Genomic DNA, 24,607 nt, shown 5'->3' with positions numbered 1-24,607 from the left:
GTTCAGCGGACCGAGATCGGCATCGACTCGAACATCGTCATGTTGTTGGCCAGCGTCGGGTAGGTGACCTGCGGCGGGCCCAGCTCGATGTCGCGGGTGCGCAGCAGCAGTTCGTCGAAGACCGCGCGGATCTCGGCGCGGGCCAGCATCGCGCCCAGGCAGTGATGCGGTCCGCCGCCGCCGAACGCGACGTGCGGGTTGCCCGAGCGGGCGATGTCGAAAACGAACGGGTCGTCGAACACCTCCTCGTCGCGGTTGGCCGAGCGCAGCATCGACACCACCCGTTCCCCTTTCGGGATGGTGACACCGTCGATCTCCACGTCGACCTTGGTGGTGCGGGTCCAGAACGCGACCGGCGTCGCCCAGCGCAGGACCTCTTCGACGGCGGTCGAACGAACGGATTCGTCGGAGCGGTAACGCCGGATCTGGGCGGGATTCTCGACGAAGGCCCGCAACCCCTGGGCGAGCGCGATTTTGGTGGTGTCGCTGCCCGCGAAGGCGAGGACGAAGAAGAAGATCTCCAACTCGTTGGCCGGGATGGACAACTCTTCGCCGTTCTCGTCGTTGACGACGGCGGTGGCCAGCGTGCTCCAGATGTCGTCGCCGGGGTTGCGGCGCTTCTCGGCGGTCAGCTGCTGGGCGTAGGAGAACACCTTCGCGAACAGCTCGAGGTGCTCCTGGCCGCCGGCCTCGGAGCCCGTTTCGTTGGCCTCGAGGATCAGGTCGAAGGTCCTGAACACCTCCGGCCGGTCGTCGTCCGGAATCCCGATGATGTCGCCGATGACCGACATCGGAAGCACGTCGGCGACGTCCTCGATCCAGTCCCCGCCGCCGGACTCCAGGAGCCGGTCGACCAACCCGGTGGCCCGGCGCCGGATGTCGCGCTCGAGCTTGGCGACCGCCTTCGGGGTGAAGGCGTGGGACAGGACCCGGCGCCGCTTGACCAGCAGCGGGGGATCCATGTTGATGATCGTCGGGAACGACCCGACGGCGCCGACCCCCTGGATCAGCGGCCCGTCGGCGGCGGTGAACGCGTCGGTGTCGCGGTGGATGCGCTGGGCGTGCCGCAACTTGGTGGTCATCCAGAAATCCCGCGTCAGCGTCGCCGCCACCCCGTCGGTGAGTTCGTGGTGGAACACCGGGCGGTCGCGGCGCAGCTCGACGAACAGCTCGTCGGGAAAACCGTTCTGCCACAACATTGGATCCGAAAGATCGACCGGCGTCGTCGTGGACATTCACGGCTCCTTCGTCGTCCTTGACCAAAGAATGCCTAAAATAGTAAGAATAGGCAACGGGCAGACGCGCTGACCTGCGTGCGAACGGAGCGAAGATGACCGAAACGGTCGACGAGCCCGCCATCGACCCGTCCGAGCGGGAGTTCGGCGCCGGCGGCATCAGCCTGTCCACCTACCGTTTCCCCACCGGTTGGTTCATCGTCGGTTTCGCCGATGATCTCGCCGCCGGCCAGGTCAGGCGCGCCCACTACTTCGGCGAGGAACTGGTGATCTTCCGGACCGCGGCCGGACGCGTCGCCGTGCTCGACGCGTACTGCCAGCACCTGGGCGCCAACATGGGTGTCGGCGGCACGGTCGAGGGTGAGCACATCGTCTGCCCCTGGCACAGCTGGCACTGGACCGGCGAGGGCACCAACGCTCTGATCCCGTACAGCAAGATCGGCTGCAAGCAGAACGTCCGGATCAAGACCTATCCCTGCACGGAGTGGTACGGCTTCATCCTGGTCTGGCATGAACGGCACGGGCGTCCGCCGTACTGGCAGCCGCCGGTGCTGCCCGAACTCGAGACCGACGAGTACTACCCGCTGCATCCGCACACCCGCATGGTCAACCGGGTCAAAGTCCATGCGCAGATGATCATCGAGAACGCCGCCGACCCCTACCACGTCCAGTACGTGCACAAGGCCGCCAACCCGGCCCACACGGCGTCGTTCGAGGTGTCGGGTTATCACCTGCACGCGACGGTGAACGCGAATTTCGGTGGGGGACGGGCCAAGACGTGGTTGACGCCGAACGGTCCGGTCGACGCGAAGATCGTCTACGACAACTACTCGCTGGGCCTGGGCGTCGTGCGCTTCCCGCCGGAGTTGGTGGCCACCGTCCAGGTCACCGGGCAGACCCCGGTGGACGAGGACTACACCGACTACTTCTACACGCAGGCTTCGGTCCGCGAACCCGGTGACACCGGCGACCGGCCGACCGGGCGGGCCGCGAAATTCCTGCAACTCCAGCAGGAGGTCATCAAACAGGACTTCTTCACCTGGGAGAACATGAAGTACCTGGAGAAGCCGAACCTGGCGCCCGAGGAGGCCCGCGACTACGCCGCGCTGCGCCGGTGGGCGCACCGCTTCTATCCGGGTGCCGAGCCGTCGTCCGAAGACTTCGGCTACACCGGCGACGGCAGCCCCGATCCGGCCGCGGCCCACGCCTGAGAGTCGACCCGATGACCCTGACCCGCCAGCGGCCGTCCGTCGGATACCGGCTGGTCACCGGCGACGGAACCGAAGCGGCGCAGACGCGTCTCGGGTTGTGGTTGCGCGACAGTAGTTTTCGGGCTGACGACGGGGATACCGCCAGGTGTGAAAGCGCGCTGCCGGTGTGACGCTTCGGTACGAGCTGGCGTTCGGCACCTACGAGGACGCGCTGAAGATGGTCGGCACCCGGACCGCGCCGAGGTATGCCGGGACCGCGGTGAGCGCCGCGCGCATCCAGCACTTCGCGTCGATGGTGCACGACGCCAACGCATCCTATTGGGACGAGGAGTTCGCGCAGCGGCAGTGGGGCGGTCTGCCGGCGCCGCCGGCGATGCTGATGGGATGGTTGATCCCCCTGCCGTGGCTGCCGTCCGGGGAACCGCCCACCGCGGCGATCGCGCTGAAGGTGCCACTACCCGGCACGACATTCATCAACGCCGCCAACGAGGTCGAGCTGCCGACCGTGATCGTCGACGGAGATCGCCTGCACGTCGTCGAGGAAGTGATCTCGGTGTCACCGCACAAGCGGACCCGCGTGGGCAGCGGGCATTTCGTGGAGACCCGCGACGAGTTCCGCCGCCAGGACGGGACCCTGGTCGCGGTGAACCGCAACACCCTGTTCCGTTTCACACCTGCGCCGGTGTCACGGTGACCGCCTATCCGGGTTGGGCGACGGTCAGCGTCGGCACCGAACTGTGCGAGGTGGTCGACCGCATCGACTACCTGCGCGTCGTGATGAATCCCGGTGCCACCTGGGACTACTTTCCCGGCCACTACGATCCGGCCTACGCCGGACAACACGGCCACCCCGGCATCTTCGTCAACACCATGCACATCGCCGGCTTCGTCGACCGCATCGCCACCGACTGGGCCGGTCCGGCCAGCCGGGTCGTGCGGCGCCGCATCGCCCTGCTCGGGTCGATCTACGCCGGCGACTCGATGGTGGGCCGCGGTCGGGTGGTGGCCACGCGCGCCGACCGGCTGGTGGATCTGGAGATCACCGTGTGCAACCAGCGCGGCGAACTGTGCTGTCCGGCCGAGGTGACGCTGCAACTGCCCGGCTAGTGTCGTGAGTCGTTAAATCGGGTGCAGTACATCGTCATGGGTCATCTGGGCCGCGAGATCTGCACGAGGGTCGTTACCAGCGCGGTTTCACAGCCCCCGTGCAGATCTCGAAGAACGTCCACACCATGTGGCCGGTCCGAATCCCGCGCACTGCCGTGTCTGAACTTTCGACTCACGACACTAGACCGGCGGCAACGGATCGGCGCTGACCGTGGTCTGCAACTCGACGTACTCCGAGAGGCCCTCGGCGCCGAACTCGCGCCCGATGCCCGACTGTTTGAAACCCCCGAACGGCATCGTGGTGTCCAGGTTGTACATGTTGATTCCGTAGGTGCCGGTGCGGATCTGGGCGGCGATCTGCAACCCGTGCGCGACGTCGGAGGTCCACACCGAGCCGGCGAGGCCGTACTCGGTGTCGTTGGCGATCCGCACCGCGTCGCGTTCGTCGGTGTAGGGGAGCACGGTCAGAACGGGGCCGAAGATCTCCTCACGCGCGATCCGCATCGCGTTGGTCGCACCGGTGAACAAAGTCGGCCGGACATACCACCCGTTCTGCGCCGGCGAGTCCGTTCCGCCCAACACCATTCGCGCGCCCTCGTCGATCCCGCACTGGATGTAGCCCTGCACGCGCTGCTGCTGGCGGCGCGCGACCAACGGACCGATATCGGTGGCGTCGTCGGCGGGGTTGCCGACCTGAAGACCGGCCATCATGTCGGCCAGCGCGTCGACCACGTCGTCGTGGCGCCGCTCGCTGACCAGGATCCGGGTCTGCGCAACGCAGGCCTGACCGTTGTTCATCAGGCTGGCGGTCTTCAAATGGGCGACGGTGCGGTCGATGTCGGCGTCATCGAGGATGATCGCCGCCGATTTTCCGCCCAGTTCCAGACTGACCCGCTTGAGCTGTTCACCGCAGACGGCGGCGATATGCCGTCCGGTCGCCGACGACCCGGTGAACGAGATCTTGTCGACACCCGGGTGGCGCACGAGGCTTTCGCCGGCCTCCCGCCCGCCGGGCAGGATCGACACCACCCCCTCGGGCAGATCGATCTCGGCCAGCATCTCGGCCAGCCACATCGCGTCGATCGGCGTTTCGGGTGCCGGCTTGACCACCACCGCGCAGCCCGCGATCAGGGCCGGGATCATCTTCGGCATGATCAGGAACTGCGGCACGTTCCAGGGCACGATCGCGCCGACGACGCCGACCGGGGCACGGCGCACCTGTACGTCGCCGAACAGTCCTTTCCGCCGCTCCACCCACGGATATTCGCGTGCCACAGCGATATTGAGGTGCATCTGGGCGAGCGCACCCACCGCCTGGCCCATTCGGCTGAAGCTGCGCGGCGACCCCATCTCGGCGGTGATCAGGTCGGCGATCTCATCGGTGTGCGCGGCGTACAACGCCGCCAGTTTCTCGACCTTGGCAATCCGCTCGTCGACGCCCATCCGGGGCCAGGGCCCGTCGTCGAAGGCGCGGCGCGCAGCCTGCACCGCGCGGTCGACATCGGCGGGGGAGGCTGCCGGCGTCTCACCGACCGGCTGTTCGGTGTGCGGGGAAATCACCGAGATGCGTTCGTCGGTCGCCGGCGGCTGCCAGCGGCCACCGATGAACAGCTCGTCATACCTCAGCGCTCTCATGGCCATCTCCCTGTCGGCGGTTTCACTCCGCGCGGCGACCGATCCGCGCGCCAAGGGTGCTCTCGCGGCAAACATAACAAAACGACGCGGTACGCGGACGCATGTCGGACTATTGACGCAGACCTGTGCGGTGCGCCGCCCAAAGCCGAAGTCCGGCAACGATGTTGAGTCGTACGTTCTGTGTGACCTCGGGCCGCGCTAGCGTTGAGGAGGTGAACGATCTCCTGACCGACGTCTGCGCGCGTATCGCGCGGTACGCCGACACGCTCGACACCCGCCCGGTGGCGCCCGGACCCGATGCCGTCGCCGCGCTGGCGCGATTCGACGAGCCGATGCCCCAGCACCCCGCCGATCCGGGTGCGGTGCTGCGACTGCTCGACGAGGCCGGCTCTCAAGCGACCGTCGCGACGGCCGGCGGCCGGTACTTCGGCTTCGTCACCGGCGGCACACTGCCCGCGGCGCTGGCCGCCAATCTGCTTGCCGCGGTGTGGGATCAGAACGGCGCCTACCAGGTGATGTCACCGGTCGCCGCGACGCTCGAGGAGGTCAGCGCCAACTGGCTGCGCGAGCTGCTCGGGTTGCCCACCCAGGCCGGCGCCGGCTTCACCACCGGCGCAACGATGGCCAACCTGACCGCGCTGGCCGCCGCGCGCCACGCCCTGCTGCGCCGCACCGGCTGGGACGTCGAAGAGGACGGGCTGTTCGGGGCCCCGCCGATCCGCGTGGTGGTCGGTGACGAAGTGCATGCCAGCGTGCTCAAGGCGCTGTCGCTGCTGGGCATGGGTCGCGCCCGCGTCGAGCGGGTGCCCGCCGACAGTCAGGGCCGGATGCGCGCCGACGCGCTGCCGGAGCTGTCCCCGTCGACCATCGTCTGCATTCAGGCGGGCAACGTGAACACCGGCGCGTTCGACCCGGCCGCCGAGATCTGCGCGGCCGCGCACGACGCCGGGGCCTGGGTGCACGTCGACGCCGCGTTCGGGCTGTGGGCCGCGGCCAGCCCGCAGCTGTCTGATCTGACCGCCGGTCTCGGCGAGGCCGATTCGTGGGCCACCGATGCGCACAAGTGGCTCAACGTGCCGTACGACAGCGGAATCGCGTTCGTGCGCAACGCCGACGACCTGCGCGCCGCGATGACGGTGGGTGCGGCCTACCTGATCGCGGGCGCCGACCGCGAACCGTGCCACTTCACGCCGGACATGTCCCGGCGCGCCAGGGGCGTCGAGGTGTGGGCGGCACTGCGCTCGCTGGGCCGCAGCGGGGTGGCCGACCTCGTCGACCGGTGCTGCCGGCACACCCGGCGGTTCGCCGACGGGCTACGCAGCGCCGGCTACGACGTGCTCAACGACGTCGTGCTCAACCAGGCCCTGGTGTCGTTCGGCGACGACGACACCACCCGGCGGGTCATCGAGCGGGTTCAGGCCGACGGCACCTGCTGGTTCGGCGGCACGGTCTGGCAGGGGCGCGCCGCCATGCGGATCAGCGTGTCGTCGTGGGCCACCACCGACGACGACGTCGAACGCAGCCTGGCGGCGCTCCTGCGGATCGCCGGGACAGCCTGACCGCCGACTAGGAGTCGTCGCCGTCGGTCGTGGCCGTGTCCAGCACACTGACCGCGATGCCGTACGGCAGGAACCGCACCTTGCGGGTTGGATCGGTGTTGTTCTTGTTGGCCCGCAGCGCGTCGAGTTCGGTCGGATACACCTGCTCGATGTGGGCGCCGCCGTCGGCGTCGACGGTGAAGATCGCCCACACGCCGTCCCCGGTCTCGCCGGTGGTCTCCGGTTCGCGGCGGGCCCGGGTGGAGCGGGTGAACTCGTCGACGAGGTTCGCCCAGCCTGCGCGTTCTCCCGAGGTGTTCAGGATCCTGCCGAGGTTGGACAGAACCGGTTCGAGTGCGTCGCGCAACCCCTCACCGGCCTCGCGGGCGACACGGTCGAAGTCCTCGGGATCGAACCCGAACGGTCCGTTGCTGCTCATGACGCTTCCTCCTCACCACCGCGCACCGCAGCGCGGCGGTACGTCCAGTGTGCCCGCGCCGCGGGCGCCAGTCGACTGAGGCGACCGTGAGTGGTAGGCAACGGTATGACCATCTCCCCGGCGGACGCGATGGCCGCGGTCGAACGATCCCCGGCCGCGGTCGGCGCCCACGACCGCCACGCATGGGTCGACGCGTTCACGTTCGACGGTGTCGTGGAGGACCCGGTGGGATCGCAACCGCACCGCGGCACGACCGCGCTGATCCGCTTCTACGACACGTTCATCGGGCCTCGCGAGATCACCTTCCACCGCGACGTCGACATCGTCGTCGGGCCCACGGTGGTGCGCGACCTCGAATTGGGGGTCACCATGTCAGCCGGGGTGACGATGCGCATTCCCGCCTACCTGCGCTACCACCTCGAAGAGGATCTCGAATCGCCGAAAATCGCTGAGATGGCGGCGTATTGGGAACTGCCCGCCATGGTCGCGCAGTTCCTGCGCGCGGGGGTGCGCTCGGTGCCCGCCGGTGCGCAACTGTCGCGGGGGCTGCTGACGAACCAGGGGGTGGTCGGCACGCTCGGCTTCCTCGGCGGGTTCCGTGGCGCAGGCGCCGACGGCAAGCGGCGGTTCGGCGAGTTCCTGGCGGCGGCCAGCGCCGGTGACGAGGTCGGGCTGCGACGATGGTTGGGCGCCACCAGGATCACCGTCGGCGACCACACACCGATGAGCGGCGCCGACCTGCTGTCGCGGCTGACCGGCGCCCGCTACCGCAAGGTGATCACCTCCGGGTACAGCGTCGCAACCGGCGTCGACGGCGCCGACGGGCGCGCCGTGCTGATCGCCGACGTCGCAACAAAACCCTTCGCGATCAGGCGGATTCGCTACTTCGCCGATGGCGGGCACTGAGCGCACTGCGCCACCGCGGCTCCCTGCCCGACGGGCGACCTCGTTTCCCGATCGGCCGGCCGGGGCAACCGGCACACATGCCCACCACGCGAAAGACCGCCGCAGCCGGTGTGGTCGCGGCCGCCGTGCTCGCGGCGTGCCTGATCGTGCCTGCGCTGAGCCGCCTGGCAACCACCGACGGGACCACCACCGCCGCCGTGATTCTCGGTGTCCCCATCGGGACCGTGCTCGCCGTCACCGGCATGCGGCACTACGGACCGGTGCGCGCGGTGGCCGTCGCGCTCGTCGTCACCGCCGCGACCCTGGCCGCCGCGGGCGGCTCGTCGCTGGTGGTGGCGGTGTCGGCGCTCAACGGATCCAGCACCACGCTGGCTGCCGGCGTGCTGCTGCTCGGCGTGCCGGTCACACTCGAACTCGCGCTCGGGTTCCTCGCGCTGCAGCTGGTGCCCGGGCCGGCCCGTTTGACCCCCGCCGCGACGGGTAACCGCATCGCATGACACCGCGCCCCGATGACGACGAGAGCGAACAGGACGTCGACCAGGACGACAACGTCGCCTCGTCCCGCGCAGGCAAAGAAGGCGACGACGACGGCACCTACGTCGGGCGCACGTTCTCCGACGACGCGATCGACGCGGGGGAGACCGGCGCCGAGGCGCGCAGCAACGACGGCAACTGACGGGTACCGACGGCTCGGTGCGGTCTCGATTCGGTCGCGCCGCGCGCCGTCGGCCAACGGCTCGTGAGACGGTATGAGAACCATGTCCATCGACGACGAGATCACCTACGAAGAGTTCGGTCGCAAATTCTTCGAGACCGCGGTGACCGTGGAACGGGTCGGCGCCGCGATCGCCGACATCGCGGGCGACGAATTCGAGATGGGCCCGATCGCGCAGGGACCGGGCAAGATCGCCAAGGTCACGGCGCGTGTGCGGATCCAGGAACCGCGGTTGACCCGCGACGTCGGACCGCTGATCACGTTCGCGATCCGGATACCCCTGGAGATCGACATGATCGTCGACCTGCGCATCGACCGGCCCAAGTTCATGGTGTTCGGCGAGATCGCACTGCGGGCGACCGCGCGGGCGGCCGAGCCGCTGCTGCTGATCCTCGACGTCGAGAAACCCCGGGCCTCCGACATCTCGATCCACGTCACCTCGAAGTCGTTGCGCGGTGAGGTGGTGCGCATCCTCGGCGGCATCGACGCCGAGATCCGGCGGTTCATCGCGATGCACGTGGCCGGGGAGATCGACAGCCCCGCCTCGCAGAAGGCCAAGGTCATCGACGTCGGAGCAACCATCGACACCGCCTGGACGGGCGTCTGAGGGGCGGGCCGCGTACGGTAGGCGGGTGCTTCGCAAACCACTCACCGCGCTCGCGCTGAGCTCCGGAATTCTCGCCGCGGCGGCCGTCGTCGCCGCCCCTGCCCACGCCGACCCCGTCGATGACGCGTTCCTGCACGCCGTCAGCGAGGCGGGCGTGATGATGGGCGATCCCGGCAGCGCGGCGGCGATCGGTCAGCAGGTGTGCCCGATGCTCGCCGAGCCCGGTCAGAACGCCGCGAACGTGGCCGCCGAGGTCGCCGACATGGGCGGGCTGTCGCTGGGACCGGCGACGATGTTCACCGGCATCGCGATCTCGATGTTCTGCCCGGCGATGGTGTCATCGATCGGAAACGGCGTCTCCCCGATCCCGCTGCCGTTCCTGGGCATCTAGCGGCAACAACCGCGGACGTTTGGGTTCGCGACCGTCACCGCTGGAGCGGTTGCGCAGGTGCCGCCACACCCACGGCATCAGCAGGTTGCGGGTCCACAGCAGCTGCGAATACGCCTGCGACCGGATCGACGGGCGCTGCGGCGGCTCCGACGTCGAAGCCCAGTCGTGGTTTCCGCCGGGAAGTTCGAGCGCCTCGACCGCGGCGGCGGTGAACAGCCGGTGTCCCCTCGGTGAGCCGTGCACGCGGTCGTCGCTCCAGGTGTCGAGGTCGGTCATCGACGGCGCGTTGTAGAGGTCGACGAGCCGGAAGCCGTGCCGGTCGGCGGCCGCGCGGATGCGGTGGTTGATCTGCTCGACGCGGGCGGCGATGAGCCGTCCGACGGGAAGGATCCGGGTCAGGTCCGGAAACGTCGTGGTGGCCACGGTGGCGCCGGAACCGGCCAGCCGCGCGTAGATCTCGTCGAGGTCGGTCAATGCGCGGTCGAATCGGCGGCCGGGCCGGGTGACGTCGTTCATGCCGACACACACCGTGACGAGGTCGGGGCGCATCGCCAACGCCTGCGGCAACTGCTCGTCGAGCACGTCGCGGATCCGGCGGCCACGCACCGCGAGATTGGCGTACAACAACCCGGGGCGGTGCTGGTCGATGACGGCGGCGAGCCGGTCTGCGAAGCCCAGCAGTCCCGCGGAATCGTCTCCGTCCCAAAGGCCTTCGGTCTGGCTGTCACCGATCGCGACGTAGCGGGAGTACGGTGTCACGCTCCGCACTCTAGTGACGAAGTGCCGCGCTCACCTGTTCGACGCCGGCGCTCTCCGCCACCTCGCGGTGTTGTGCGCTGATGCGGGCGCCGGCCGCGCGCAGCAGCGCGACGAGGTCGGCGACGGCACCCGCGCGGGCACCGTTCCCGCGGCCGGTGACCGCCCACCACGCCATCAGCGCGTCGAGGCCGCGCCCGGGGTCGGCGCCGGTCTCGAGCAGCGCGGCCGTCGTCGCGGGAAGCAACCGGCGGGCGGCGATCTCGATCGGCTGCGTCCCGTCGGGCAGTTCGGCCTCGACCGACGCGCCCGCCCGCACCAGCGTGCGCACCATCTCGGGGTTGAGGTGGTCGTAGGCGTCGCCGAGGACGTGCATCGGGGTGGCGCCCTCGGAGTCGACGAGCGAAGGTTCCACGCCGTTGGCCAGCGCGTGCTTCAGTGCCACCGTGCGGCCCGCACGCACGATCTCGTGCAGGATCGTGGTGAACCGGTCACCGCGCGCGGACAACTCGATGCGACGTCCCGCGTCGGCGCCCGCGTCGATCAGCGCGACCGCGATGCCCGAGGCCAGGGAACGCACCGCGTACCACAGCGGCGACGCGCCGCAGGCATCCACGGGATCGGGGTCGGCGCCCATCGCGAGCAGTTCGATGACCTCCGAGTCGCCCCGGTGCGCCCTGGCGAACAGGTCGAGCGCGTCGGCGGACAGGGTGTGCGTCCAGGCCGGCGGGGTCGCGTGCAGCAGATCGAGCACCCGCAGCACGGCGTCGCGTTTGGCACCCAGGTCGTACCACGGCCACGGTCCTTCGCCCTTGGCGAGGAAGTCCTCGACCGGTAACCGCGTCTCCGAGACGACGCCGCGTCCGTCGTCGTCGGTGCGGAACACCAGTTCGGCGTCGTCGCGGCAGATCGCCACCGACGCAGGCCCGTCCTGGTAGCGGGCGAGTTCGACCACGTCAGAAATTGTGCACACCGCCGCATCGGGCCGTCGACCCGGGTGACGTCACAGCAGCCGGCGCAGCGGAAGCTGCATCCGCCAGTGCTCCACCTGCGCCGACAGTCGGACCACCCCGGGCGCGAAGGCGATGTTCGTCAGCTGCATGCCGTGCGGCAGGGCGGGCAGCCGCACCGGGTACGCCGGCAGCCGGCCCGGCAGCGTCCAGCGCGAGCGGCGCAGCGCCAGGCCCCGCGGGTGCAGCCACAGCGTCGAACCCTCGAGGCGGGCCTCGACTTCGACGTGACCGGCGCCCGGGCGGCGCGCCAGGCGCAACCGGGCGATCCCGTCGGGGCCGATGTCGCCGGACAGGCGTGGCGCCGCCGCTTCGAACAGCCCGTCGAGGGCCGGGGCGGGGACCTCGAGCGTGAGTTCGACCGGTTCGGCCACCAGCACCGGCGGGCGGATGCGCACGTTGTGCAGCACCGCGGTCGCGTGATCGAATCTCGTTACGTAAGAATCGTTTTCGGTGCCCCACCAGCGGATGTCACACGCGGCGAGCCGGACGTCGCTGAGCCGGCCGACGGACAGGCCGCGCACGTCGAGCCGCGGGTCGAACTCGGTGACGGTCAGGTTCAGCTCGCCGCCGTCCAGCCCGACGGTGAGCCGCCTGCCGACCACCAACAGGCGCAGGGGCATGACCATGGCCCGCTGGGCGATAGCCGCACCCAGGCCGATCGGCGCGGTGAGCAGTGCGACGGGTGACGGGTGCGTCATGGCTTCAGCATTCCCATTCGCGGCCGGTTCCGTACAGTGGGGGCCAATGACCTCCGTGGTAATCGTCGGCAGCGGCTTCACCGGGTTCGAATGCGCGCGAGCGCTGTCGCGCCGACTGCGCAAGGTGGGCGCCGACAACGTCGACATCTCGATCGTCTCGCCGGTCGACTACATGCTCTACACACCGCTGCTGCCCGATGTCGCCGGTGGCCTGGTCGACGCCCGATTCGTCGCGATTCCGCTGGCGAACTCGCTGCGCGGAGTGCGCGCGATCCGCGGCCGGGTCGACGAGGTCGACTTCGCAGGACGCACGGTCACCGTCACCGACTCCGAGGAGCGGTCGCGGGCGCTGCAGTGGGACCGGCTGGTGCTGACCCCCGGTTCGGTGACGCGGTTGTTCGACGTGCCGGGTCTGGCCGAGCACGCCCGCGGACTGAAGTCGACCGCCGAGGCGCTGTATCTGCGCGACCATGTGCTCGAACAGCTGCAGCTGGCGAACGTCGACGACGATCCCGGTCGCGCGGCGGCCCGGCGCACCATCGTCGTCGTCGGCGCGTCGTATTCGGGCACCGAACTGGCCGTGCAGCTTCGGGCGCTGGCCGACACCGCGGCCAAGCACATGGGCTTCGACCCCGGCGAGGTGAAGTTCGTGCTGCTCGACCTCGCCGAGCAGGTGATGCCGGAGGTCGGCGAGAAGCTGGGCGCGGCTGCGCAGCGGGTGCTCAGGGCCCGCGGCATCGACGTGCGGCTCGGCGTCACGCTCAAGGAAGTACACCCCGAACATGTTGTGCTCAGCGATGATTCGTTGCTGCGCACGCACACCGTGGCATGGGTCACCGGGGTCACCGGCGCACCCCTGATCGAGAGGCTCGGCCTGGAGACCGAGCGGGGCCGGCTCAAGGTCACCACCGAACTGCAGGTGCCGGGACATCCGGATGTGTTCAGCGCCGGCGACGCCGCGGCGGTGCCCGATGTGACTCAGCCGGGCAAGATCACCCCGCCGACCGCCCAGCACGCCACCCGGCAGGGAAAGACGTTGGCGCGCAACGTCGCCGCCAGCCTCGGCTACGGCAAGGCCAAGCGGTACAAGCACCGCAACATGGGGTTGGTCGTCGATCTGGGTCCGCGGTACGCGGTGGCCAATCCGCTCAACATCCAGCTGTCGGGTTTCCCCGCGAAGGTCGTGACGCGCGGCTACCACGTGATGGCGATACCGCGCGGCGTCAACCGGTGGGCGGTGGCGCTGGCCTACCTGACCGACCTCTTCTGGGACCGTTCGGTCGTGTCGTTCGGGCTGTCGTCGAGCGAGGACGCGCAGTTCTCCGCCAGCGAGGGCATCCCGGTACCGAAGCGGGACTGATTCAAACCCGCGATTGCGGGGAACTGTGTCGGCATGGCTACATATCGCGTGTTGAACCCCAAGGGTGAGGTCGTCGACACCAAGGACATCGAGAGCGCCGACGACGCCCATGCGTGGTTCGTCGACCAGAAGGCGGAGCCCGAACTCGGCTGGCGCATGGAGGTCAAGACCGACGACGGGGAGTGGGCCTTCTTCGACGACAGCGAAGGCGACCGCAAGTACTGACGCGGTGCGCACCGTCGGGTGGCGGTGAGCGTGCAGAAACTGCGGTTTTTGCGCGGCGTGTTGTGCGCAGACCCGCACGCTCGCGCTGAAGAGTGGATCGATATGCCGAAGTTGAGCGCCGGGCTGCTGCTGTACCGGATTGTCGACGGCTCGGTCGAGGTGCTGATCGGGCATCCCGGCGGGCCGTTCTGGGCGCGCAAGGACGACGGCGCCTGGTCGATCCCGAAAGGCGAGTACACCGAGGGCGAGGACCCGTGGACCGTCGCGTGCCGGGAGTTCGAAGAAGAACTCGGCAAGGCGCCGCCGGCCGGCCCGCGCGTCGACTTCGCACCCGTGCGCCAGCCGAGCGGCAAGATCATCACCGCGTTCGCCGTACGTGGCGACCTCGACCTCGAAGGCACGTCCTCCAACACGTTCACCCTCGAGTGGCCCAAGGGGTCCGGCACGGTCAGGGAGTTTCCCGAAATCGACCGGGTGGCCTGGTTTCCCGTCGATGAGGCTCGGTCGAAGCTGCTGAAAGGTCAACGGCCGCTGCTCGACCGCCTGCTCGAGGCGGTCGCACCCGACGGACAGGACGGGTCTCGATCGCGTTGATCGTCAACGCGCGGCCGTGGATCCGCCACCCGGCGGGGGTGCGCAGATACTCGTCGTCGTAGCGCAGATGCCACACCAGGTCGGTCGGATCGCCGTCGCCGAGCGTCCAGTGGTGGGCGATGCAGGTGATCCGGCCCAGCGCGTAGCCGGGTCGCTCGCCCGGGGCGTACACCTCGCCGACGATCGCGTGTTCGGTGCGGGTCACCGCGGCCAGCGGGGCCATCGCCGAACGCACACCGTCGCGGCCGTGGTGGCGGCGCACCGGTTCCAGCGACCGCGGCGGGTCGGGCAGCCGCAGTTCGGCGGTCTCGGTGAACAGCGCTGCGACGTCGTCGAAGCGGCGGTCGTCGACGGCCGAGGCGTAGAGGTGCACAAGGTCGGCGACAGCGAGCCGGTCGGCGGGGCGCAGCGTCATCGGTTCAGCCCCAACCGGTCCGCGCACGCCGACAGCACGTCGCGGGCCTCGTCGATGTCGGTGACCGGCGGCATCGCCAGGATCAGACGGTCAGCGCCGAGCGCGGCCAGACGGGCCGCGCGTTCGGCGTCGACCTTGGTCACCAGATGACCGAGCGACAGTTCCAGCGCGTCGGGGTCGCGCCAGCACCGCTGCGCCTCCTCCCGCATCACGGTGACCAGCGCGGTGAGCTCGGCGCCGCCGACGCCGAGCGGCTGGAAACCGTCGCCGAACCGGCCGGCCCGCCTGGCCGCCGCGCGGCTGTGGCCGCCGATGTGCAGCGCAACCGCGCTGACGGGTTTCGGGTAGCACATCGCATGCTCGAAATCGAAGAACTCGCCGTGGAATTCGGCGCCGGCGGGCCGGTCCTCCCACAGCAGGCGCAGCACGGCGAGCTGTTCGTCGGCCCGGCGGCCCCGGCCGGCGAAGTCGGCGCCGCACGCCTCGACCTCCTCCTTGAGCCAGCCCATCCCGACGCACAACCGGGTCCGCCCGCCCGAGAGCACGTCGAGCGTGGCGATCCGCTTGGCCAGCACCACCGGATGATGGTTGGGCAGTACCAGGACGCCGGTGGCCAATCCCAGCGTGCGGGTGTGTGCGGCCAGAAACGCCAGCAGGTCAACGGGATCGGGCACCGGGCAGTCGGGGGCCAGATCCACCCGCCCGGACGGGTCGTACGGGTAGACGCTGGTGTACTGCGCCATCAGCACGGTGTGTTCGACCACCACGATCGACTCGAACCCGCATGCCTCCAGGTGCTGGGCGAACGCGGTCATGTAGCCGGGGTCGGCGGTGACCCCGGCGGCGACGGGCGCGACGACGGCGTATTTCACAGCGGTGGCAGTCCGTTGCTCTCCCGGATGGCGCGCCGGCATTCGCGGCGGGTCTGGCCGGTCTGCTGCATGCAGACCCGCACCGGGGACTCCTCGGCGATCGGCAGCGGCTCGTCGGTCGGTTCGGTGGTCACCGTCGGCTCGGGGATGTCGCCCTGGGTCAGCGACCAGATCGACGCCCCGGTGCTCTGCAGCGTCGAGCAGTAGGCGGTCGCCCCGGCCGCGGTCGTTGCGGTGGCGCCCACCGGTGAGCAGGCCGCGCCGATCACCGCCGGCGGCGGGGCGGTGGCGGGTGGGGTCGTGGGTGGGTTCGCAGGTGGGGTGGTCGCGGGTGTTGGAGTGGTGGTGGATGTCGTTGTGGCGGTGCGGGTTTGCGTCGTCGTCGGCGCGACGGCGGCCGGGCGTTCCTCGTCGGCGCGCCGGAACTCGAACACCGCCACCGCGACCGCCACCGCCAGCAGCACGGCGAGCACCGCCGGCACCAGCACGCCGGTGCGCATCAGCGACCGTTTCGACACGACCGGGGCCGGTGCCGTGGCCTCGCCGGGCATCCCGAGGTGGTGGCTGAGCGCCCGCGCGAAATCCGCGCAGCGCTCGTAGCGGTGCTCCGGGTTCTTGGCCAGCGCCTTGGCCAGCACCGGGTCCAGACCCGCGAGGTCGGGCCTGCGCGTGCCGAGCGCCGGCGGCGCGGCCGACAGGTGCCGGCTGATCACCACCGCGGGATTGGAGTCGGGGAACGGCGGCGAACCGGTCAGCAGGTGAAACGCGGTGGCGGCCAACGCATACTGGTCTGCGCGACCGTCCAGCGCCTCACCCATGAGCTGTTCGGGTGCGGCGTAGGACACCGTGCCGACCGTCATGTTCGTTTCCGTCAGGCCGCTGATGTCGTTGGCCCAGCGGGCGATGCCGAAGTCCGCCAACAGGATCCGCCGATCTGCCGAGGACGCGAGCAGGATGTTGGCGGGTTTGACATCGCGGTGCAGCAGGCCGCGCTCGTGGGCGTGGTCGAGGGCCTCGGCGACCGCGGTGACGATCGCGGCGACCTCACCGGCGGGCACGCCGTCGGGATGATGCTCGCGCAGCAGTCGGGCGGCGTCGGTGCCGTCGACGTAGTCCATCGAGATCCAGATCTGGCCGTCGGATTCGCCGCGGTCGTGCACGCCGACGATGTGCGGGTGCCACAGCGTCGCCGCGATGTCGGCCTCGCGCTCGAACCGCCGCCGGTAGTCCGCGTCGGCCGACACCGAGGCGGGCAGCACCTTGAGCGCGTCGCGGCGCGGCAGCCGTGGGTGCTGCGCGAGGTAGACCTCACCCATCCCGCCGGAGCCGAGCAACCGGACGATGGTGTAACCCGCGAACGTCGCGCCAGCGGCCAACGGCATGGGCGCATCGTACGAGACCGAGCTACAGATCGAGCGTCAGATCGGCCCCGTCGGCGCTGCGCGAGACGCAGATCAGCATCTGCCCGGCCGCCCGCTCCGGATCGGTGAGCAGCCCGTCGCGGTGATCGACCGCGCCTGCGAGGACCCGCGTCCGGCAGGTACCGCAGAACCCCTGCTGACACGAGTACCGCGCCGCCACGCCGGACCGGTTCAATGCGCCCAGCAGGGTTTCGTCGGCGCCGACCTCGACGGTCCGGCCGGTCGAGGCGACCGTCACCGTGAACGCTGTGCCGTCGACGACGGGCGGGGCGGCGAACCGCTCGAAGTGCAGTTCCACGCCCGCGCGGCCGATCAGCCGGGCGCGGATCGCGGACAGCATCGCCGCCGGACCGCAGGCGTAGACCGCGGTGCCGTCGGGGCAGTCGCCGAGCAGGTCGTCCGCGGCGGGCAGGCCCGCTGCGTCGTCGGTGCGGATCTCGACGTGGCCGCCGTACCGGTCGAGTTCGTCGAGGAACGGCAGGCTGTCGCGGCTGCGGCCGGTGTAGATCATCGACCACTCGACGCCCAGCCGGCGCGCCAGCCCGAGCATGGGCAGGATCGGGGTGATCCCGATTCCGCCGGCGATGAACCGCAGCCGCCGCGTCGGGGAGCCGTATCCGGGCACGGTCAGCGGGAACGCGTTGCGCGGACCGTGCGTGCGCACCGTCGCGCCGACCTGCAGCGCGTCGTGCACCTCGAGCGACCCGCCGCCGCCGTCGGGTATGCGCCGCACCGCGATTCGGTACCGGTCGGGGTGCTGCGGGTCCCCGCACAGCGAGTATTGACGCATCCGCCCGCTGGGCAGTTCGATGTCGAGATGGGCGCCGGGATGCCAGGTCGGCAGGGACCGGCCGTCGGCGGCGGCGAACGTCAGCGCCACCACGTTCTCGTCGCGGGCCACGACGGTGCGCTCGACGACTTCGAGCGTGCGGGTCCCGTCCGCCGCGTCGGGCAACCGCACCTTGCGCGCGCGGCCCGTCACCGTCTCCATCCCGGACAGCATCGCGCCGGCCAGGCCCATCAGCACGTCGCGGCGCCGCCGGAACGGGTGGGGCGGCAGGGCCCGGTACCGTTCCCGCAGACCGGTCACCGGTATCACAGGTGCGCGGCGCGGGCCGCGGGGGACGACGCCAGGTACGCGACGGCCTGCGCGGTCGAGCCCATGTCCTCGGGGGAGTAGCCGGGCCGGAAGTAGGACAGCGTGTTCGTGCCGAACAGCGTCCGGAACCGCGGCAGCAACCCCAGCGCGGAGTCACGTCGGCGCAGCCGCTGCATCTGCAGCCAGCTGATGTCGTAGTAGGGGTCGGACTTGAGCAGGTACCACGTGCCGCGCTGGAAGAACACGAACATCGCCGCCGCCGCGACCGTCATCGCCCGGATCCGGTCGGGGTAGCTGTTGTGGAAGTACGTCGCGACGTCGTGGGCCACGCAGCGGTGCTCGACCTCTTCGCTGCCGTGCCAGCGGAACAGGTCGACCATCGTCGGGTGTGCGCCGTGGTCGTCCCAGCTGGAGTTCAGCGCGAAGTCGCCGAGCACCGCGGTGTAGTGCTCGATCGCCGCGATCAGCCACAGCCGCTCGCACAGGTTGCTCAGTCGCCGCTCGGGATCGTCGAACTGCTTGGCCGCCAACACTTTTCCGAACATGTAGTTGACCAGATCGAGCATCGGCGTCACGTCGAGACCGTTGCCGATCAGGAAGTCGCGGATGACGTCGTCGTGCGCGGCGGCGTGGGTGGCCTCCTGGCCGCTGAACCCGCGGATGTCGTCGGCCAGCTTGGGGTCGCGCACCAACGGCAGCGCCTCGTCGAGTGCGGCGACGAACCAGTGCTCGGCCGCCGGCAGCACCACGTTGAACAGGTTGATCATCGTGGACGCCACGGGGTGGCCGGGAATCCACTCCAGCGGGATACCGGACAGGTCGAACTGCACCTTGCGCGCCTGGATCTGCACCGGGCCGGGGTCGATCTCCTCGTTGAACCGGCGCGGCCGAAGCGTCGACGCCCGGACTGGCGACTGCGTCATCGCGGCTTCACCTCCGATGGTCTGGTCGGCAGTTTATCCGGTTACCCGGGAACGGAGGTTTCAGGTAGTTGCGCGGTGTCAATAGCCACTGGCATGGCGGGGATCTTCGACTGGGCCAGACAGCAGGTGTCCACCCGCGTCCCGAAGGCCGACCTGGATCAGCGCGATCCCGACTACATCCGCGAACAACTGCCGGGGCTGTGGCTGCTGGCGTCGCTGTACTTCCGCGCCGACGTGCGCGGTCTGGACCGCATCCCCGCCGACGGCCCGGTGTTGCTGGTGGGCAACCACAGTGGCGGCAACCTGCCGCCGGACACCTTCGTGTTCACGTTGGCGTTCAGCTCGTACTTCGGGGTCGAGCGGCCGTTCTACCAACTCGCGCACAACCTGGTCGTGTCGATGCCGGGGCTGGGCTCGCTGCGCAAGTTCGGCACGGTGGCGGCCAACCACGACAACGCCACGCTGGCGCTGAGGTCGGGGGCCGCGCTGCTGGTCTACCCCGGCGGAGATTACGAGGTGTTCCGGCCGTCGTGGGAGCGGCACACCGTCGACTTCGGCGGGCGCAAGGGTTACGTCAAACTCGCCCGCGACGCCGGCGTGCCGATCGTGCCGGTCGCCAGCGTCGGCGGTCAGGAGGCCGCGCTGTTCCTCGACCGCGGTCAGTGGCTGGCGCGGCTGCTGGGGGTCGACAAGGCGGCCCGGCTCAAGAGCGTGCCGATCCTGTTCGCGCCGCCGTGGGGGCTCACGGTCAGCGACATGATCCCGCGGCTGCCGCTGCCGACGAAGATCGCGATCGAGGTGCAGGACCCGATCGACGCCGACGACATCGCGGCCAGCGACGACGACGTGATCAACGACAAGGTGCTGGCCAGCCTGCAGGGCGGTGTCGACGCGCTGGCGGCGCGGCGGCGGTTCCCGGTGATCGGTTGAGGTGACGCGATGAGGGTGCAGCGCCAGTGCGTGATCGACGCCGACCGCGAACAGGTGTGGAAGGTGGTCAGCGACCCCGGGTGCTACCCGCAGTTCATGGCCAGCCTGGAGCGCTGGGAGACGATCGGGGAGGACCCGGCGGGTCTCGGGTCGCGCTACACCGTGCACTGGAAGGTCGGGTCGGTGCCGATCGGCGGCACCGTCGAGGTGGTGGAGTTCGACGCGCCGCGCGAGCTGTCCTGGATCGGCATCACCGGGGTGTCGCAGCGCGGCCGGTTCCGGCTGCGCAGCACCGACGACGGCCGCACGAAGGTGACGTTCCGGCTGTCCTACGAGTCGGCGGGCAACCTGCTCGGGCTGATCGCCGACCGGGTCGCGGCCCGGCAGGTCGGCCGCACGATGAGCCGCACGCTGACCAACCTGCGGCAGCTGGTGGAAACCTGAGCTGTCAGGCCGGCGGTGGGGTGCCCGCGCCCGGCGCGCCCTGAATCGGCACGACCGGCGTCGGGGTGACGGTGGTGATGCCGTTGCCGCCGACGGTCGGGCCGCCACCCGAACCCATCTCGGCGAGCATGTCGGCTGCCTTCTGGCTGCAGTCCAGCATCAGCAGCATCCGGCCGCCGCCGGTGATCTTCTGCTGGTCGACCAGGCACTGCGCCTGGGGGAGCACGCTGCCGAACGAACCGCCGAAGTAGGCCTTCACGCCCTGGGATTTCAGCAGCTGCAGCGCCTTCTGATACGGCTCGCCGACCACGTTGTAGTTGTTCACCGACGGCTGCGACATCGCGATACCGGCGCCGACGAGCGCCGCGGAACCGACGGCGACGAGGCCACCGCTGAGCACTACCAGCTTCTTCACGTATCTCTCCTCGGTCGGTGCGGTGCGAACATATCGCAGACGTGACGAATGTGAAACCGGAGAACAGCGCCGCAGCGTTACACCGGGCGTTGCACCTACGGACGCACCGCGCTCCGCATGACGTCGCCGAGCCGCGCCGCCCGCGCGTCGCCGAACACGTCCTCCAACAGCACCTTCTTGCCGTCCGGTCCGCACAGCGGCACCCGCCAGTTCGGGTACTCGTCGGTGGTGCCGGGCTGGTTCTGGGTGCGCAGATCACCGACCGCGTCGGCCAGCGACAGCGCCAGCAGCCGCGACGGGGTGCGGCCCAGATAGCGGTGCAGTGCCTCGACGATCGCGGCGGTGTCCGGGTCGGGGTCGTCGAGCAGTCCAACGCGGCGCAACTCGGCGAGCCAGCCGGCCTGCTGTTGGCGGTCGGCGGCCAGTTCCTCGGCCGCGGGCCGGGTCAGCAGCCCCAGCTCGTCGCGCAGCCGGACGTGTTCGCCGGCCAGGTAGCCCGCCGTCGGCGGCAGGTCGTGGGTGGTGACCGCCGACAGGCAGTACTCGCGCCACCGCTCGGCGGGTAGCGGTCCGCCGCCTCCGTCGCGGTCGGCCTCGAACCACAGGATCGAGGTGCCGAACAGGCCACGCTCGTGCAGATAGTCGCGCACCCACGGTTCGACGGTGCCGAGGTCCTCGCCGACGACGACCGCGCCGGCGCGCTGCGCCTCGAGCGCGACGATGCCGATCATCGCCTCGTGGTCGTAGCGGACGTAGGTGCCCGCGGTGGGCGGGACGCCCTCGGGGATCCACCACAGCCGGAACATCCCGATGATGTGGTCGATGCGCACCCCGCCCGCGTGCCGCAGCACCGCGCGCACGAGCGCGCGGAACGGTTCGTAGGCCTGCCGCTCGAGTTCGTCGGGCCGCCACGGCGGCTGCGACCAGTCCTGGCCGAGCTGGTTGAACTCGTCGGGCGGCGCGCCCGCGGTGACACCGAGCGCGAGCACGTCCTGCAGCGCCCACGCGTCCGCGCCGCCGGGGTCCACACCGACCGCGAGGTCGTGCATCACGCCCAGCGCCATCCCGGTCTGCACCGCGGTGGCCTGCGCGGCGGTCAGCTGGTCGTCGAGTTGCCACTGCAGCCAGCGGTGGAAGTCGACGGTGTCGGCGTGCTCGGCGGCGAACGCGCCGACCGCCCGGTTCGCGGGGTGCTGCAGCTCCTCGGGCCAGCTCCGCCGGTCGCCGCCGTGGCGTTCGGCGATCGCGCACCAGGTGGCGAAGTCGTCGAGGCTGACGCCCTCGCGGTCCCGGTACGCGCCGTAGGCCAGTTCCCGTCCGGCCGAGCGCGGCACCTCGTGCACCTTCTTCAGCGCGGCGCGTTTGACCTTCCACGCCGCGTCGCGGTCGATCAGGTCGGCGCGGTCCGCGCGGGCCTGCACGTCTTCGCGGGCCTTGCGCAGGCCGCCGCGTCTGCGCAGGCGGGCGTACTCGGGAATGGCCTCGACCCTCAGGTAGATCGGGTTGACGAACCGACGCGACGTGGGCAGGTACGGCGACGGCTCCATCGGGGCGGTCGGCGCGGCCGCATGCAGCGGGTTGACCAACACGAAGCTCGCACCGTGCCGGGCCGCCGACCACACCGCGAGATCGGTCAGGTCGGTCAGGTCGCCGATGCCCCAGGATCCCCGCGAGCGCACGCTGTAGAGCTGGGTGGCCAAGCCCCAGTGCCTGCCGTGCGGCGGCACCAGCGACGCGGGGGCGACGACGATCGGTGCGCCGGCTTCGGTCTCGTCGTCGTGCAGGTGCAGCCGGTGGTAGCCGAGCGGCAGATCGTCCGGCAGTTCGAACGTCGCCTCGCCGACCAGCTGGCCGTCCAATTCGTATGGGGCGGTGTTGTTTTCGAGCTGGTTTAGGTCGGTGCGCACCGAACCGTCCTCGAGCCGCAGCCACGGGTGGGCCGGCGCGCCGTGCGGCACGTGCACCCAGAACGGGGTGGTGGCGCCGACGCGGCCGATCACCGTCGGCGGCAGCGGGCGACTCCAGTACTCGCGTTCGTGGGCCGCCAGCGCCGCGACGCACTCCTCGTCGGTGCCCGCGGGGATGCCGAGCGCTTCGAGCACCGCGATCAGCGTCGACGCGGCGACCGGCACCCGCGTGCCCGTCCAGTCGTCGTATTCGGTTGCGACACCGTAGCGGTGCGCCAACTCGACCAGTGCAGCCGCCGGTGCCGTCATGGCGCCAATCTTGCCGGGTTGTCGCTGTCGCGTCTCGTCACGCACCGGCAGATACCCGTTGGGCCGAAACCCAACCCCGGGCCGGTCGGTAGGGTCGGATCGCATGTCCGCCGACCGCACCGACCGGGCGCAGGCCCGGCGGGCGCGGGTCGCGGTGGCGGCACTGTTCGCGACCAACGGCGCGGCGTTCGCCAACATCCTGCCGCGGTATCCGGAGATCAAGGCCGACCTGGCGCTGTCGAACGCGGCGTACGGCGCGGCGGTCGCGGCGTTCTCCGTCGGGGCGCTGGCGGCGGGGTTGACCGCGGCCGCGCTGATCCGTCGCTACCGCTCGTCGCGGGTGGCCGTGGTCGGCACCGTCGGCATCGGGGTGTTCGTCCTGCTCGCCGGCGTCGCCGCCACCCCGGCGATGTTCGCTGCCGGACTGTTCCTGGCCGGCGCCTGCGACGCGGTCACCGATGTGGCGCAGAACGCGCACGGTCTGCGGGTCCAGCGCAGCTACGGGCGCTCGATCATCAACTCGCTGCACGCGGTGTGGGCGGCCGGTGCGATCGCCGGTGGCCTGATGGGGGCCGCGGCGATCGCGCTGGGCATCTCCCGGGCCGTGCACCTCGGCGCGTCCGCGCTGTTGTGTACGACGGTGGTGCTGGTCGCCTACCGCCATCTGCTGCCCGGAGCCGACGACGACCATCCGGCGGGCGACGATTCCGGTCGGGTCGGCCCCGGCCCGGCGGTGTACGCCGTGCTCGTCGCGCTGGTGGTGCTGGCGGTCGCCGGAGCGACGGTGGAGGACGCCGGAAACACTTGGGCCGTCTTGTATCTGCGGGAGAACCTGGGCGCTCCCGGCGCGCTCGCGGTGTCCGGTTACATCGCGGTCGTCGGGTTCATCTTCGTCGGGCGACTGGTCGGCGACCGGTTGGTCGACCGGTTCGGCGAAACGGCGGTGGTGCGCACCGGCGGCGCGTTGACCGCCGCGGGGATGGGGCTGGCGCTGGCCTTCCCGTCGGTTCCCGGCACGATCGCCGGGTTCGGTCTGGCCGGTCTGGGAGTCGCGACCGCGATCCCGTCGGCGATGCACGCCGCCGATCAGTTGCCGGGGCTGCGGCCCGGCAGCGGGCTGACCATCCTGACGTGGTTGATGCGCATCGGTTTCTTCGGCGCCCCGCTGTTGATCGGGGTGGTCGCCGACGCGGCCGGTCTGCGGGCGGGGTTGCTGGCGGTGCCGGCGGCCGGGCTGGTGATCATGCTGCTGGCCGGCGCGCTCAGTGCGCGACACCGCCGAGTTCGATCGTGAGCACGCCACCGACGACGAGCGCGATCCCCAGCGCCATCACCCACGTCAGCGGTTCGGCGAACAGGAAACGCGCGATCACCGCGACCAGCGCCACCCCGCACGCCGTCCACACGCCGTAGGCGACGCCCACCGGCATGCCCAGGCTCAG

The 24,607-nt window shown here is 70.4% G+C and carries 29 protein-coding genes and 1 pseudogene; 16 read left to right on the top strand and 14 right to left on the bottom strand.

Annotation, left to right across the window (positions count from 1 at the left end):
• Window positions 1-2: 2 nt before the first annotated feature.
• On the bottom strand, window positions 3-1,235 hold the full coding sequence (locus tag BHQ18_RS25715) for a cytochrome P450 (RefSeq protein WP_069416487.1): 1,233 nt from the start codon (window positions 1,233-1,235) through the stop codon (window positions 3-5).
• A gap of 95 nt (window positions 1,236-1,330) precedes the next feature.
• Between BHQ18_RS25715 and BHQ18_RS25710 the strand changes: the two genes are divergently transcribed.
• Genes BHQ18_RS25710 through BHQ18_RS25700 form a run of 4 tightly spaced genes read left to right on the top strand, consistent with a single transcriptional unit; the run spans window position 1,331 to window position 3,553 of the window.
• Window positions 1,331-2,446, top strand: coding sequence for an aromatic ring-hydroxylating oxygenase subunit alpha (locus tag BHQ18_RS25710; protein WP_069416486.1), 1,116 nt, complete (start codon window positions 1,331-1,333; stop codon window positions 2,444-2,446).
• Window positions 2,447-2,457: 11 nt separating this feature from the next.
• Window positions 2,458-2,616 (top strand): hypothetical protein, encoded by a 159-nt coding sequence (locus tag BHQ18_RS30210; RefSeq protein ID WP_165614600.1) that lies wholly within the window; start codon window positions 2,458-2,460, stop codon window positions 2,614-2,616.
• A gap of 47 nt (window positions 2,617-2,663) precedes the next feature.
• Entirely contained in the window at window positions 2,664-3,140 is a 477-nt protein-coding gene (locus BHQ18_RS25705; protein WP_069416524.1) for an FAS1-like dehydratase domain-containing protein, read from the top strand.
• Window positions 3,137-3,553 (top strand): hotdog family protein, encoded by a 417-nt coding sequence (locus tag BHQ18_RS25700; RefSeq protein ID WP_069416485.1) that lies wholly within the window; start codon window positions 3,137-3,139, stop codon window positions 3,551-3,553. Before BHQ18_RS25705 ends, BHQ18_RS25700 begins: the two co-directional genes overlap by 4 nt.
• Window positions 3,554-3,733: 180 nt before the next feature.
• Here BHQ18_RS25700 and BHQ18_RS25695 read toward each other — a convergent pair whose 3' ends face one another.
• A complete protein-coding gene (locus BHQ18_RS25695) occupies window positions 3,734-5,188 on the bottom strand; it encodes an aldehyde dehydrogenase (RefSeq protein ID WP_069416523.1) in 1,455 nt (484 codons plus the stop codon).
• Window positions 5,189-5,400: 212 nt separating this feature from the next.
• Here BHQ18_RS25695 and BHQ18_RS25690 point away from each other — a divergent pair, with 212 nt between their 5' ends.
• Entirely contained in the window at window positions 5,401-6,747 is a 1,347-nt protein-coding gene (locus tag BHQ18_RS25690; RefSeq protein ID WP_069416484.1) for a pyridoxal phosphate-dependent decarboxylase family protein, read from the top strand.
• Window positions 6,748-6,754: 7 nt separating this feature from the next.
• Here BHQ18_RS25690 and BHQ18_RS25685 read toward each other — a convergent pair whose 3' ends face one another.
• Window positions 6,755-7,165 (bottom strand): Rv0313 family protein, encoded by a 411-nt coding sequence (locus BHQ18_RS25685; protein ID WP_069416483.1) that lies wholly within the window; start codon window positions 7,163-7,165, stop codon window positions 6,755-6,757.
• A 105-nt stretch (window positions 7,166-7,270) separates the two neighbouring features.
• Between BHQ18_RS25685 and BHQ18_RS25680 the strand changes: the two genes are divergently transcribed.
• The 5 genes from BHQ18_RS25680 to BHQ18_RS25660 all read left to right on the top strand — a co-directional run bounded on the left by BHQ18_RS25680 (window position 7,271) and on the right by BHQ18_RS25660 (window position 9,784).
• Window positions 7,271-8,071, top strand: coding sequence for a nuclear transport factor 2 family protein (locus BHQ18_RS25680; protein ID WP_069416482.1), 801 nt, complete (start codon window positions 7,271-7,273; stop codon window positions 8,069-8,071).
• A 77-nt stretch (window positions 8,072-8,148) separates the two neighbouring features.
• Window positions 8,149-8,568, top strand: coding sequence for a hypothetical protein (locus BHQ18_RS25675; RefSeq protein WP_069416481.1), 420 nt, complete (start codon window positions 8,149-8,151; stop codon window positions 8,566-8,568).
• Complete coding sequence (locus BHQ18_RS25670) at window positions 8,565-8,747, top strand: hypothetical protein (protein WP_069416480.1); 183 nt, start codon at window positions 8,565-8,567, stop codon at window positions 8,745-8,747. The genes BHQ18_RS25675 and BHQ18_RS25670 overlap by 4 nt, the downstream gene beginning before the upstream one ends.
• A 73-nt stretch (window positions 8,748-8,820) precedes the next feature.
• Window positions 8,821-9,393: a hypothetical protein gene (locus tag BHQ18_RS25665; RefSeq protein ID WP_372516615.1), complete on the top strand. Its 573-nt coding sequence runs from the start codon at window positions 8,821-8,823 to the stop codon at window positions 9,391-9,393.
• 25 nt (window positions 9,394-9,418) lie between these two features.
• Entirely contained in the window at window positions 9,419-9,784 is a 366-nt protein-coding gene (locus tag BHQ18_RS25660) for a DUF732 domain-containing protein (RefSeq protein WP_069416478.1), read from the top strand.
• Here BHQ18_RS25660 and BHQ18_RS25655 read toward each other — a convergent pair.
• Genes BHQ18_RS25655 through BHQ18_RS25645 form a run of 3 tightly spaced genes read right to left on the bottom strand, consistent with a single transcriptional unit; the run spans window position 9,731 to window position 12,251 of the window.
• Window positions 9,731-10,543, bottom strand: coding sequence for an SGNH/GDSL hydrolase family protein (locus BHQ18_RS25655; protein WP_069416522.1), 813 nt, complete (start codon window positions 10,541-10,543; stop codon window positions 9,731-9,733). The two genes, BHQ18_RS25660 and BHQ18_RS25655, sit on opposite strands and share 54 nt — an antisense overlap.
• Window positions 10,544-10,553: 10 nt before the next feature.
• On the bottom strand, window positions 10,554-11,495 hold the full coding sequence (locus tag BHQ18_RS25650; RefSeq protein ID WP_069416477.1) for an ankyrin repeat domain-containing protein: 942 nt from the start codon (window positions 11,493-11,495) through the stop codon (window positions 10,554-10,556).
• 48 nt (window positions 11,496-11,543) lie between these two features.
• Entirely contained in the window at window positions 11,544-12,251 is a 708-nt protein-coding gene (locus BHQ18_RS25645) for a hypothetical protein (protein ID WP_069416476.1), read from the bottom strand.
• Window positions 12,252-12,297: 46 nt separating this feature from the next.
• Here BHQ18_RS25645 and BHQ18_RS25640 point away from each other — a divergent pair, with 46 nt between their 5' ends.
• The 3 genes from BHQ18_RS25640 (at window position 12,298) to BHQ18_RS25630 (ending at window position 14,430) form a co-directional block, all read left to right on the top strand.
• On the top strand, window positions 12,298-13,611 hold the full coding sequence (locus BHQ18_RS25640; RefSeq protein WP_069416475.1) for an NAD(P)/FAD-dependent oxidoreductase: 1,314 nt from the start codon (window positions 12,298-12,300) through the stop codon (window positions 13,609-13,611).
• A gap of 33 nt (window positions 13,612-13,644) precedes the next feature.
• Window positions 13,645-13,836, top strand: a complete 192-nt coding sequence (locus BHQ18_RS25635; RefSeq protein WP_069416474.1) for a hypothetical protein — start codon at window positions 13,645-13,647, stop codon at window positions 13,834-13,836.
• Window positions 13,837-13,938: 102 nt separating this feature from the next.
• Window positions 13,939-14,430 carry an NUDIX hydrolase gene (locus BHQ18_RS25630; protein WP_069416473.1) on the top strand — a complete coding sequence of 164 codons (492 nt, stop codon included), beginning with the start codon at window positions 13,939-13,941 and terminating at the stop codon, window positions 14,428-14,430.
• A 70-nt stretch (window positions 14,431-14,500) separates the two neighbouring features.
• On the opposite strand, the pseudogene BHQ18_RS29320 reads toward BHQ18_RS25630, so the two are convergent.
• From BHQ18_RS29320 to BHQ18_RS25610, 5 genes and pseudogenes are all read right to left on the bottom strand, one after another.
• Window positions 14,501-14,845: pseudogene (locus BHQ18_RS29320) on the bottom strand (nuclear transport factor 2 family protein); the annotation flags it as partial.
• On the bottom strand, window positions 14,842-15,717 hold the full coding sequence (locus tag BHQ18_RS25625; protein WP_069416472.1) for an LLM class F420-dependent oxidoreductase: 876 nt from the start codon (window positions 15,715-15,717) through the stop codon (window positions 14,842-14,844). The pseudogene BHQ18_RS29320 and the gene BHQ18_RS25625, both read right to left, overlap by 4 nt.
• Window positions 15,714-17,099: a serine/threonine-protein kinase gene (locus BHQ18_RS25620; protein ID WP_069416471.1), complete on the bottom strand. Its 1,386-nt coding sequence runs from the start codon at window positions 17,097-17,099 to the stop codon at window positions 15,714-15,716. The genes BHQ18_RS25625 and BHQ18_RS25620 overlap by 4 nt, the downstream gene beginning before the upstream one ends.
• A gap of 22 nt (window positions 17,100-17,121) precedes the next feature.
• Window positions 17,122-18,228: a PDR/VanB family oxidoreductase gene (locus BHQ18_RS25615; RefSeq protein WP_069416521.1), complete on the bottom strand. Its 1,107-nt coding sequence runs from the start codon at window positions 18,226-18,228 to the stop codon at window positions 17,122-17,124.
• A 5-nt stretch (window positions 18,229-18,233) separates the two neighbouring features.
• Window positions 18,234-19,160: a metal-dependent hydrolase gene (locus tag BHQ18_RS25610; RefSeq protein ID WP_069416470.1), complete on the bottom strand. Its 927-nt coding sequence runs from the start codon at window positions 19,158-19,160 to the stop codon at window positions 18,234-18,236.
• Between the two features lie 93 nt (window positions 19,161-19,253).
• Here BHQ18_RS25610 and BHQ18_RS25605 point away from each other — a divergent pair, with 93 nt between their 5' ends.
• Both BHQ18_RS25605 and BHQ18_RS25600 read left to right on the top strand, forming a co-directional pair.
• Window positions 19,254-20,090, top strand: a complete 837-nt coding sequence (locus BHQ18_RS25605) for a lysophospholipid acyltransferase family protein (protein ID WP_069416469.1) — start codon at window positions 19,254-19,256, stop codon at window positions 20,088-20,090.
• A gap of 9 nt (window positions 20,091-20,099) precedes the next feature.
• Window positions 20,100-20,534 carry an SRPBCC family protein gene (locus BHQ18_RS25600; RefSeq protein WP_069416468.1) on the top strand — a complete coding sequence of 145 codons (435 nt, stop codon included), beginning with the start codon at window positions 20,100-20,102 and terminating at the stop codon, window positions 20,532-20,534.
• A gap of 4 nt (window positions 20,535-20,538) precedes the next feature.
• On the opposite strand, the gene BHQ18_RS25595 is transcribed toward BHQ18_RS25600, so the two are convergent.
• Window positions 20,539-20,949, bottom strand: a complete 411-nt coding sequence (locus BHQ18_RS25595) for a hypothetical protein (protein WP_069416467.1) — start codon at window positions 20,947-20,949, stop codon at window positions 20,539-20,541.
• A gap of 95 nt (window positions 20,950-21,044) precedes the next feature.
• The gene (gene malQ, locus BHQ18_RS25590; protein WP_069416466.1) at window positions 21,045-23,165 is read right to left on the bottom strand and encodes a 4-alpha-glucanotransferase; all 2,121 of its coding nucleotides are present in this window, start codon (window positions 23,163-23,165) and stop codon (window positions 21,045-21,047) included.
• 103 nt (window positions 23,166-23,268) lie between these two features.
• Between malQ and BHQ18_RS25585 the strand changes: the two genes are divergently transcribed.
• Window positions 23,269-24,459, top strand: a complete 1,191-nt coding sequence (locus tag BHQ18_RS25585; protein ID WP_069416465.1) for an MFS transporter — start codon at window positions 23,269-23,271, stop codon at window positions 24,457-24,459.
• On the opposite strand, the gene BHQ18_RS25580 is transcribed toward BHQ18_RS25585, so the two are convergent.
• Window positions 24,428-24,607: DMT family transporter (locus BHQ18_RS25580; protein WP_234794316.1), on the bottom strand; the 180-nt coding region annotated here is incomplete at its 5' end. The genes BHQ18_RS25585 and BHQ18_RS25580 overlap by 32 nt on opposite strands.

It is taken from the genome of Mycolicibacterium flavescens (genome assembly GCF_001722335.1).
In the GTDB taxonomy this organism is placed as follows: Bacteria; Actinomycetota; Actinomycetes; order Mycobacteriales; family Mycobacteriaceae; genus Mycobacterium; species Mycobacterium flavescens.
Note: the sequence above shows the minus strand (reverse complement) of the source record. Positions and strands in the feature narration are given on the sequence as shown.

What these genes read in the sequence shown, in the direction of transcription:
- BHQ18_RS25645 (WP_069416476.1), bottom strand. Translation starts at nt 12,251, where the DNA reads ATGACGCACCCGTCACCCGTCGCACTGCTCACCGCGCCGATCGGCCTG.
- BHQ18_RS25635 (WP_069416474.1), top strand. Translation starts at nt 13,645, where the DNA reads ATGGCTACATATCGCGTGTTGAACCCCAAGGGTGAGGTCGTCGACACC.
- BHQ18_RS25620 (WP_069416471.1), bottom strand. Translation starts at nt 17,099, where the DNA reads ATGCCGTTGGCCGCTGGCGCGACGTTCGCGGGTTACACCATCGTCCGG.
- BHQ18_RS25685 (WP_069416483.1), bottom strand. Translation starts at nt 7,165, where the DNA reads ATGAGCAGCAACGGACCGTTCGGGTTCGATCCCGAGGACTTCGACCGT.
- BHQ18_RS25630 (WP_069416473.1), top strand. Translation starts at nt 13,939, where the DNA reads ATGCCGAAGTTGAGCGCCGGGCTGCTGCTGTACCGGATTGTCGACGGC.
- BHQ18_RS25675 (WP_069416481.1), top strand. Translation starts at nt 8,149, where the DNA reads ATGCCCACCACGCGAAAGACCGCCGCAGCCGGTGTGGTCGCGGCCGCC.
- BHQ18_RS25600 (WP_069416468.1), top strand. Translation starts at nt 20,100, where the DNA reads ATGAGGGTGCAGCGCCAGTGCGTGATCGACGCCGACCGCGAACAGGTG.
- BHQ18_RS25680 (WP_069416482.1), top strand. Translation starts at nt 7,271, where the DNA reads ATGACCATCTCCCCGGCGGACGCGATGGCCGCGGTCGAACGATCCCCG.
- BHQ18_RS25640 (WP_069416475.1), top strand. Translation starts at nt 12,298, where the DNA reads ATGACCTCCGTGGTAATCGTCGGCAGCGGCTTCACCGGGTTCGAATGC.
- BHQ18_RS25670 (WP_069416480.1), top strand. Translation starts at nt 8,565, where the DNA reads ATGACACCGCGCCCCGATGACGACGAGAGCGAACAGGACGTCGACCAG.
- BHQ18_RS25715 (WP_069416487.1), bottom strand. Translation starts at nt 1,235, where the DNA reads ATGTCCACGACGACGCCGGTCGATCTTTCGGATCCAATGTTGTGGCAG.
- BHQ18_RS25705 (WP_069416524.1), top strand. Translation starts at nt 2,664, where the DNA reads ATGGTCGGCACCCGGACCGCGCCGAGGTATGCCGGGACCGCGGTGAGC.
- BHQ18_RS30210 (WP_165614600.1), top strand. Translation starts at nt 2,458, where the DNA reads ATGACCCTGACCCGCCAGCGGCCGTCCGTCGGATACCGGCTGGTCACC.
- BHQ18_RS25585 (WP_069416465.1), top strand. Translation starts at nt 23,269, where the DNA reads ATGTCCGCCGACCGCACCGACCGGGCGCAGGCCCGGCGGGCGCGGGTC.
- malQ (WP_069416466.1), bottom strand. Translation starts at nt 23,165, where the DNA reads ATGACGGCACCGGCGGCTGCACTGGTCGAGTTGGCGCACCGCTACGGT.
- BHQ18_RS25665 (WP_372516615.1), top strand. Translation starts at nt 8,821, where the DNA reads ATGAGAACCATGTCCATCGACGACGAGATCACCTACGAAGAGTTCGGT.
- BHQ18_RS25610 (WP_069416470.1), bottom strand. Translation starts at nt 19,160, where the DNA reads ATGACGCAGTCGCCAGTCCGGGCGTCGACGCTTCGGCCGCGCCGGTTC.
- BHQ18_RS25605 (WP_069416469.1), top strand. Translation starts at nt 19,254, where the DNA reads ATGGCGGGGATCTTCGACTGGGCCAGACAGCAGGTGTCCACCCGCGTC.
- BHQ18_RS25710 (WP_069416486.1), top strand. Translation starts at nt 1,331, where the DNA reads ATGACCGAAACGGTCGACGAGCCCGCCATCGACCCGTCCGAGCGGGAG.
- BHQ18_RS25695 (WP_069416523.1), bottom strand. Translation starts at nt 5,188, where the DNA reads ATGAGAGCGCTGAGGTATGACGAGCTGTTCATCGGTGGCCGCTGGCAG.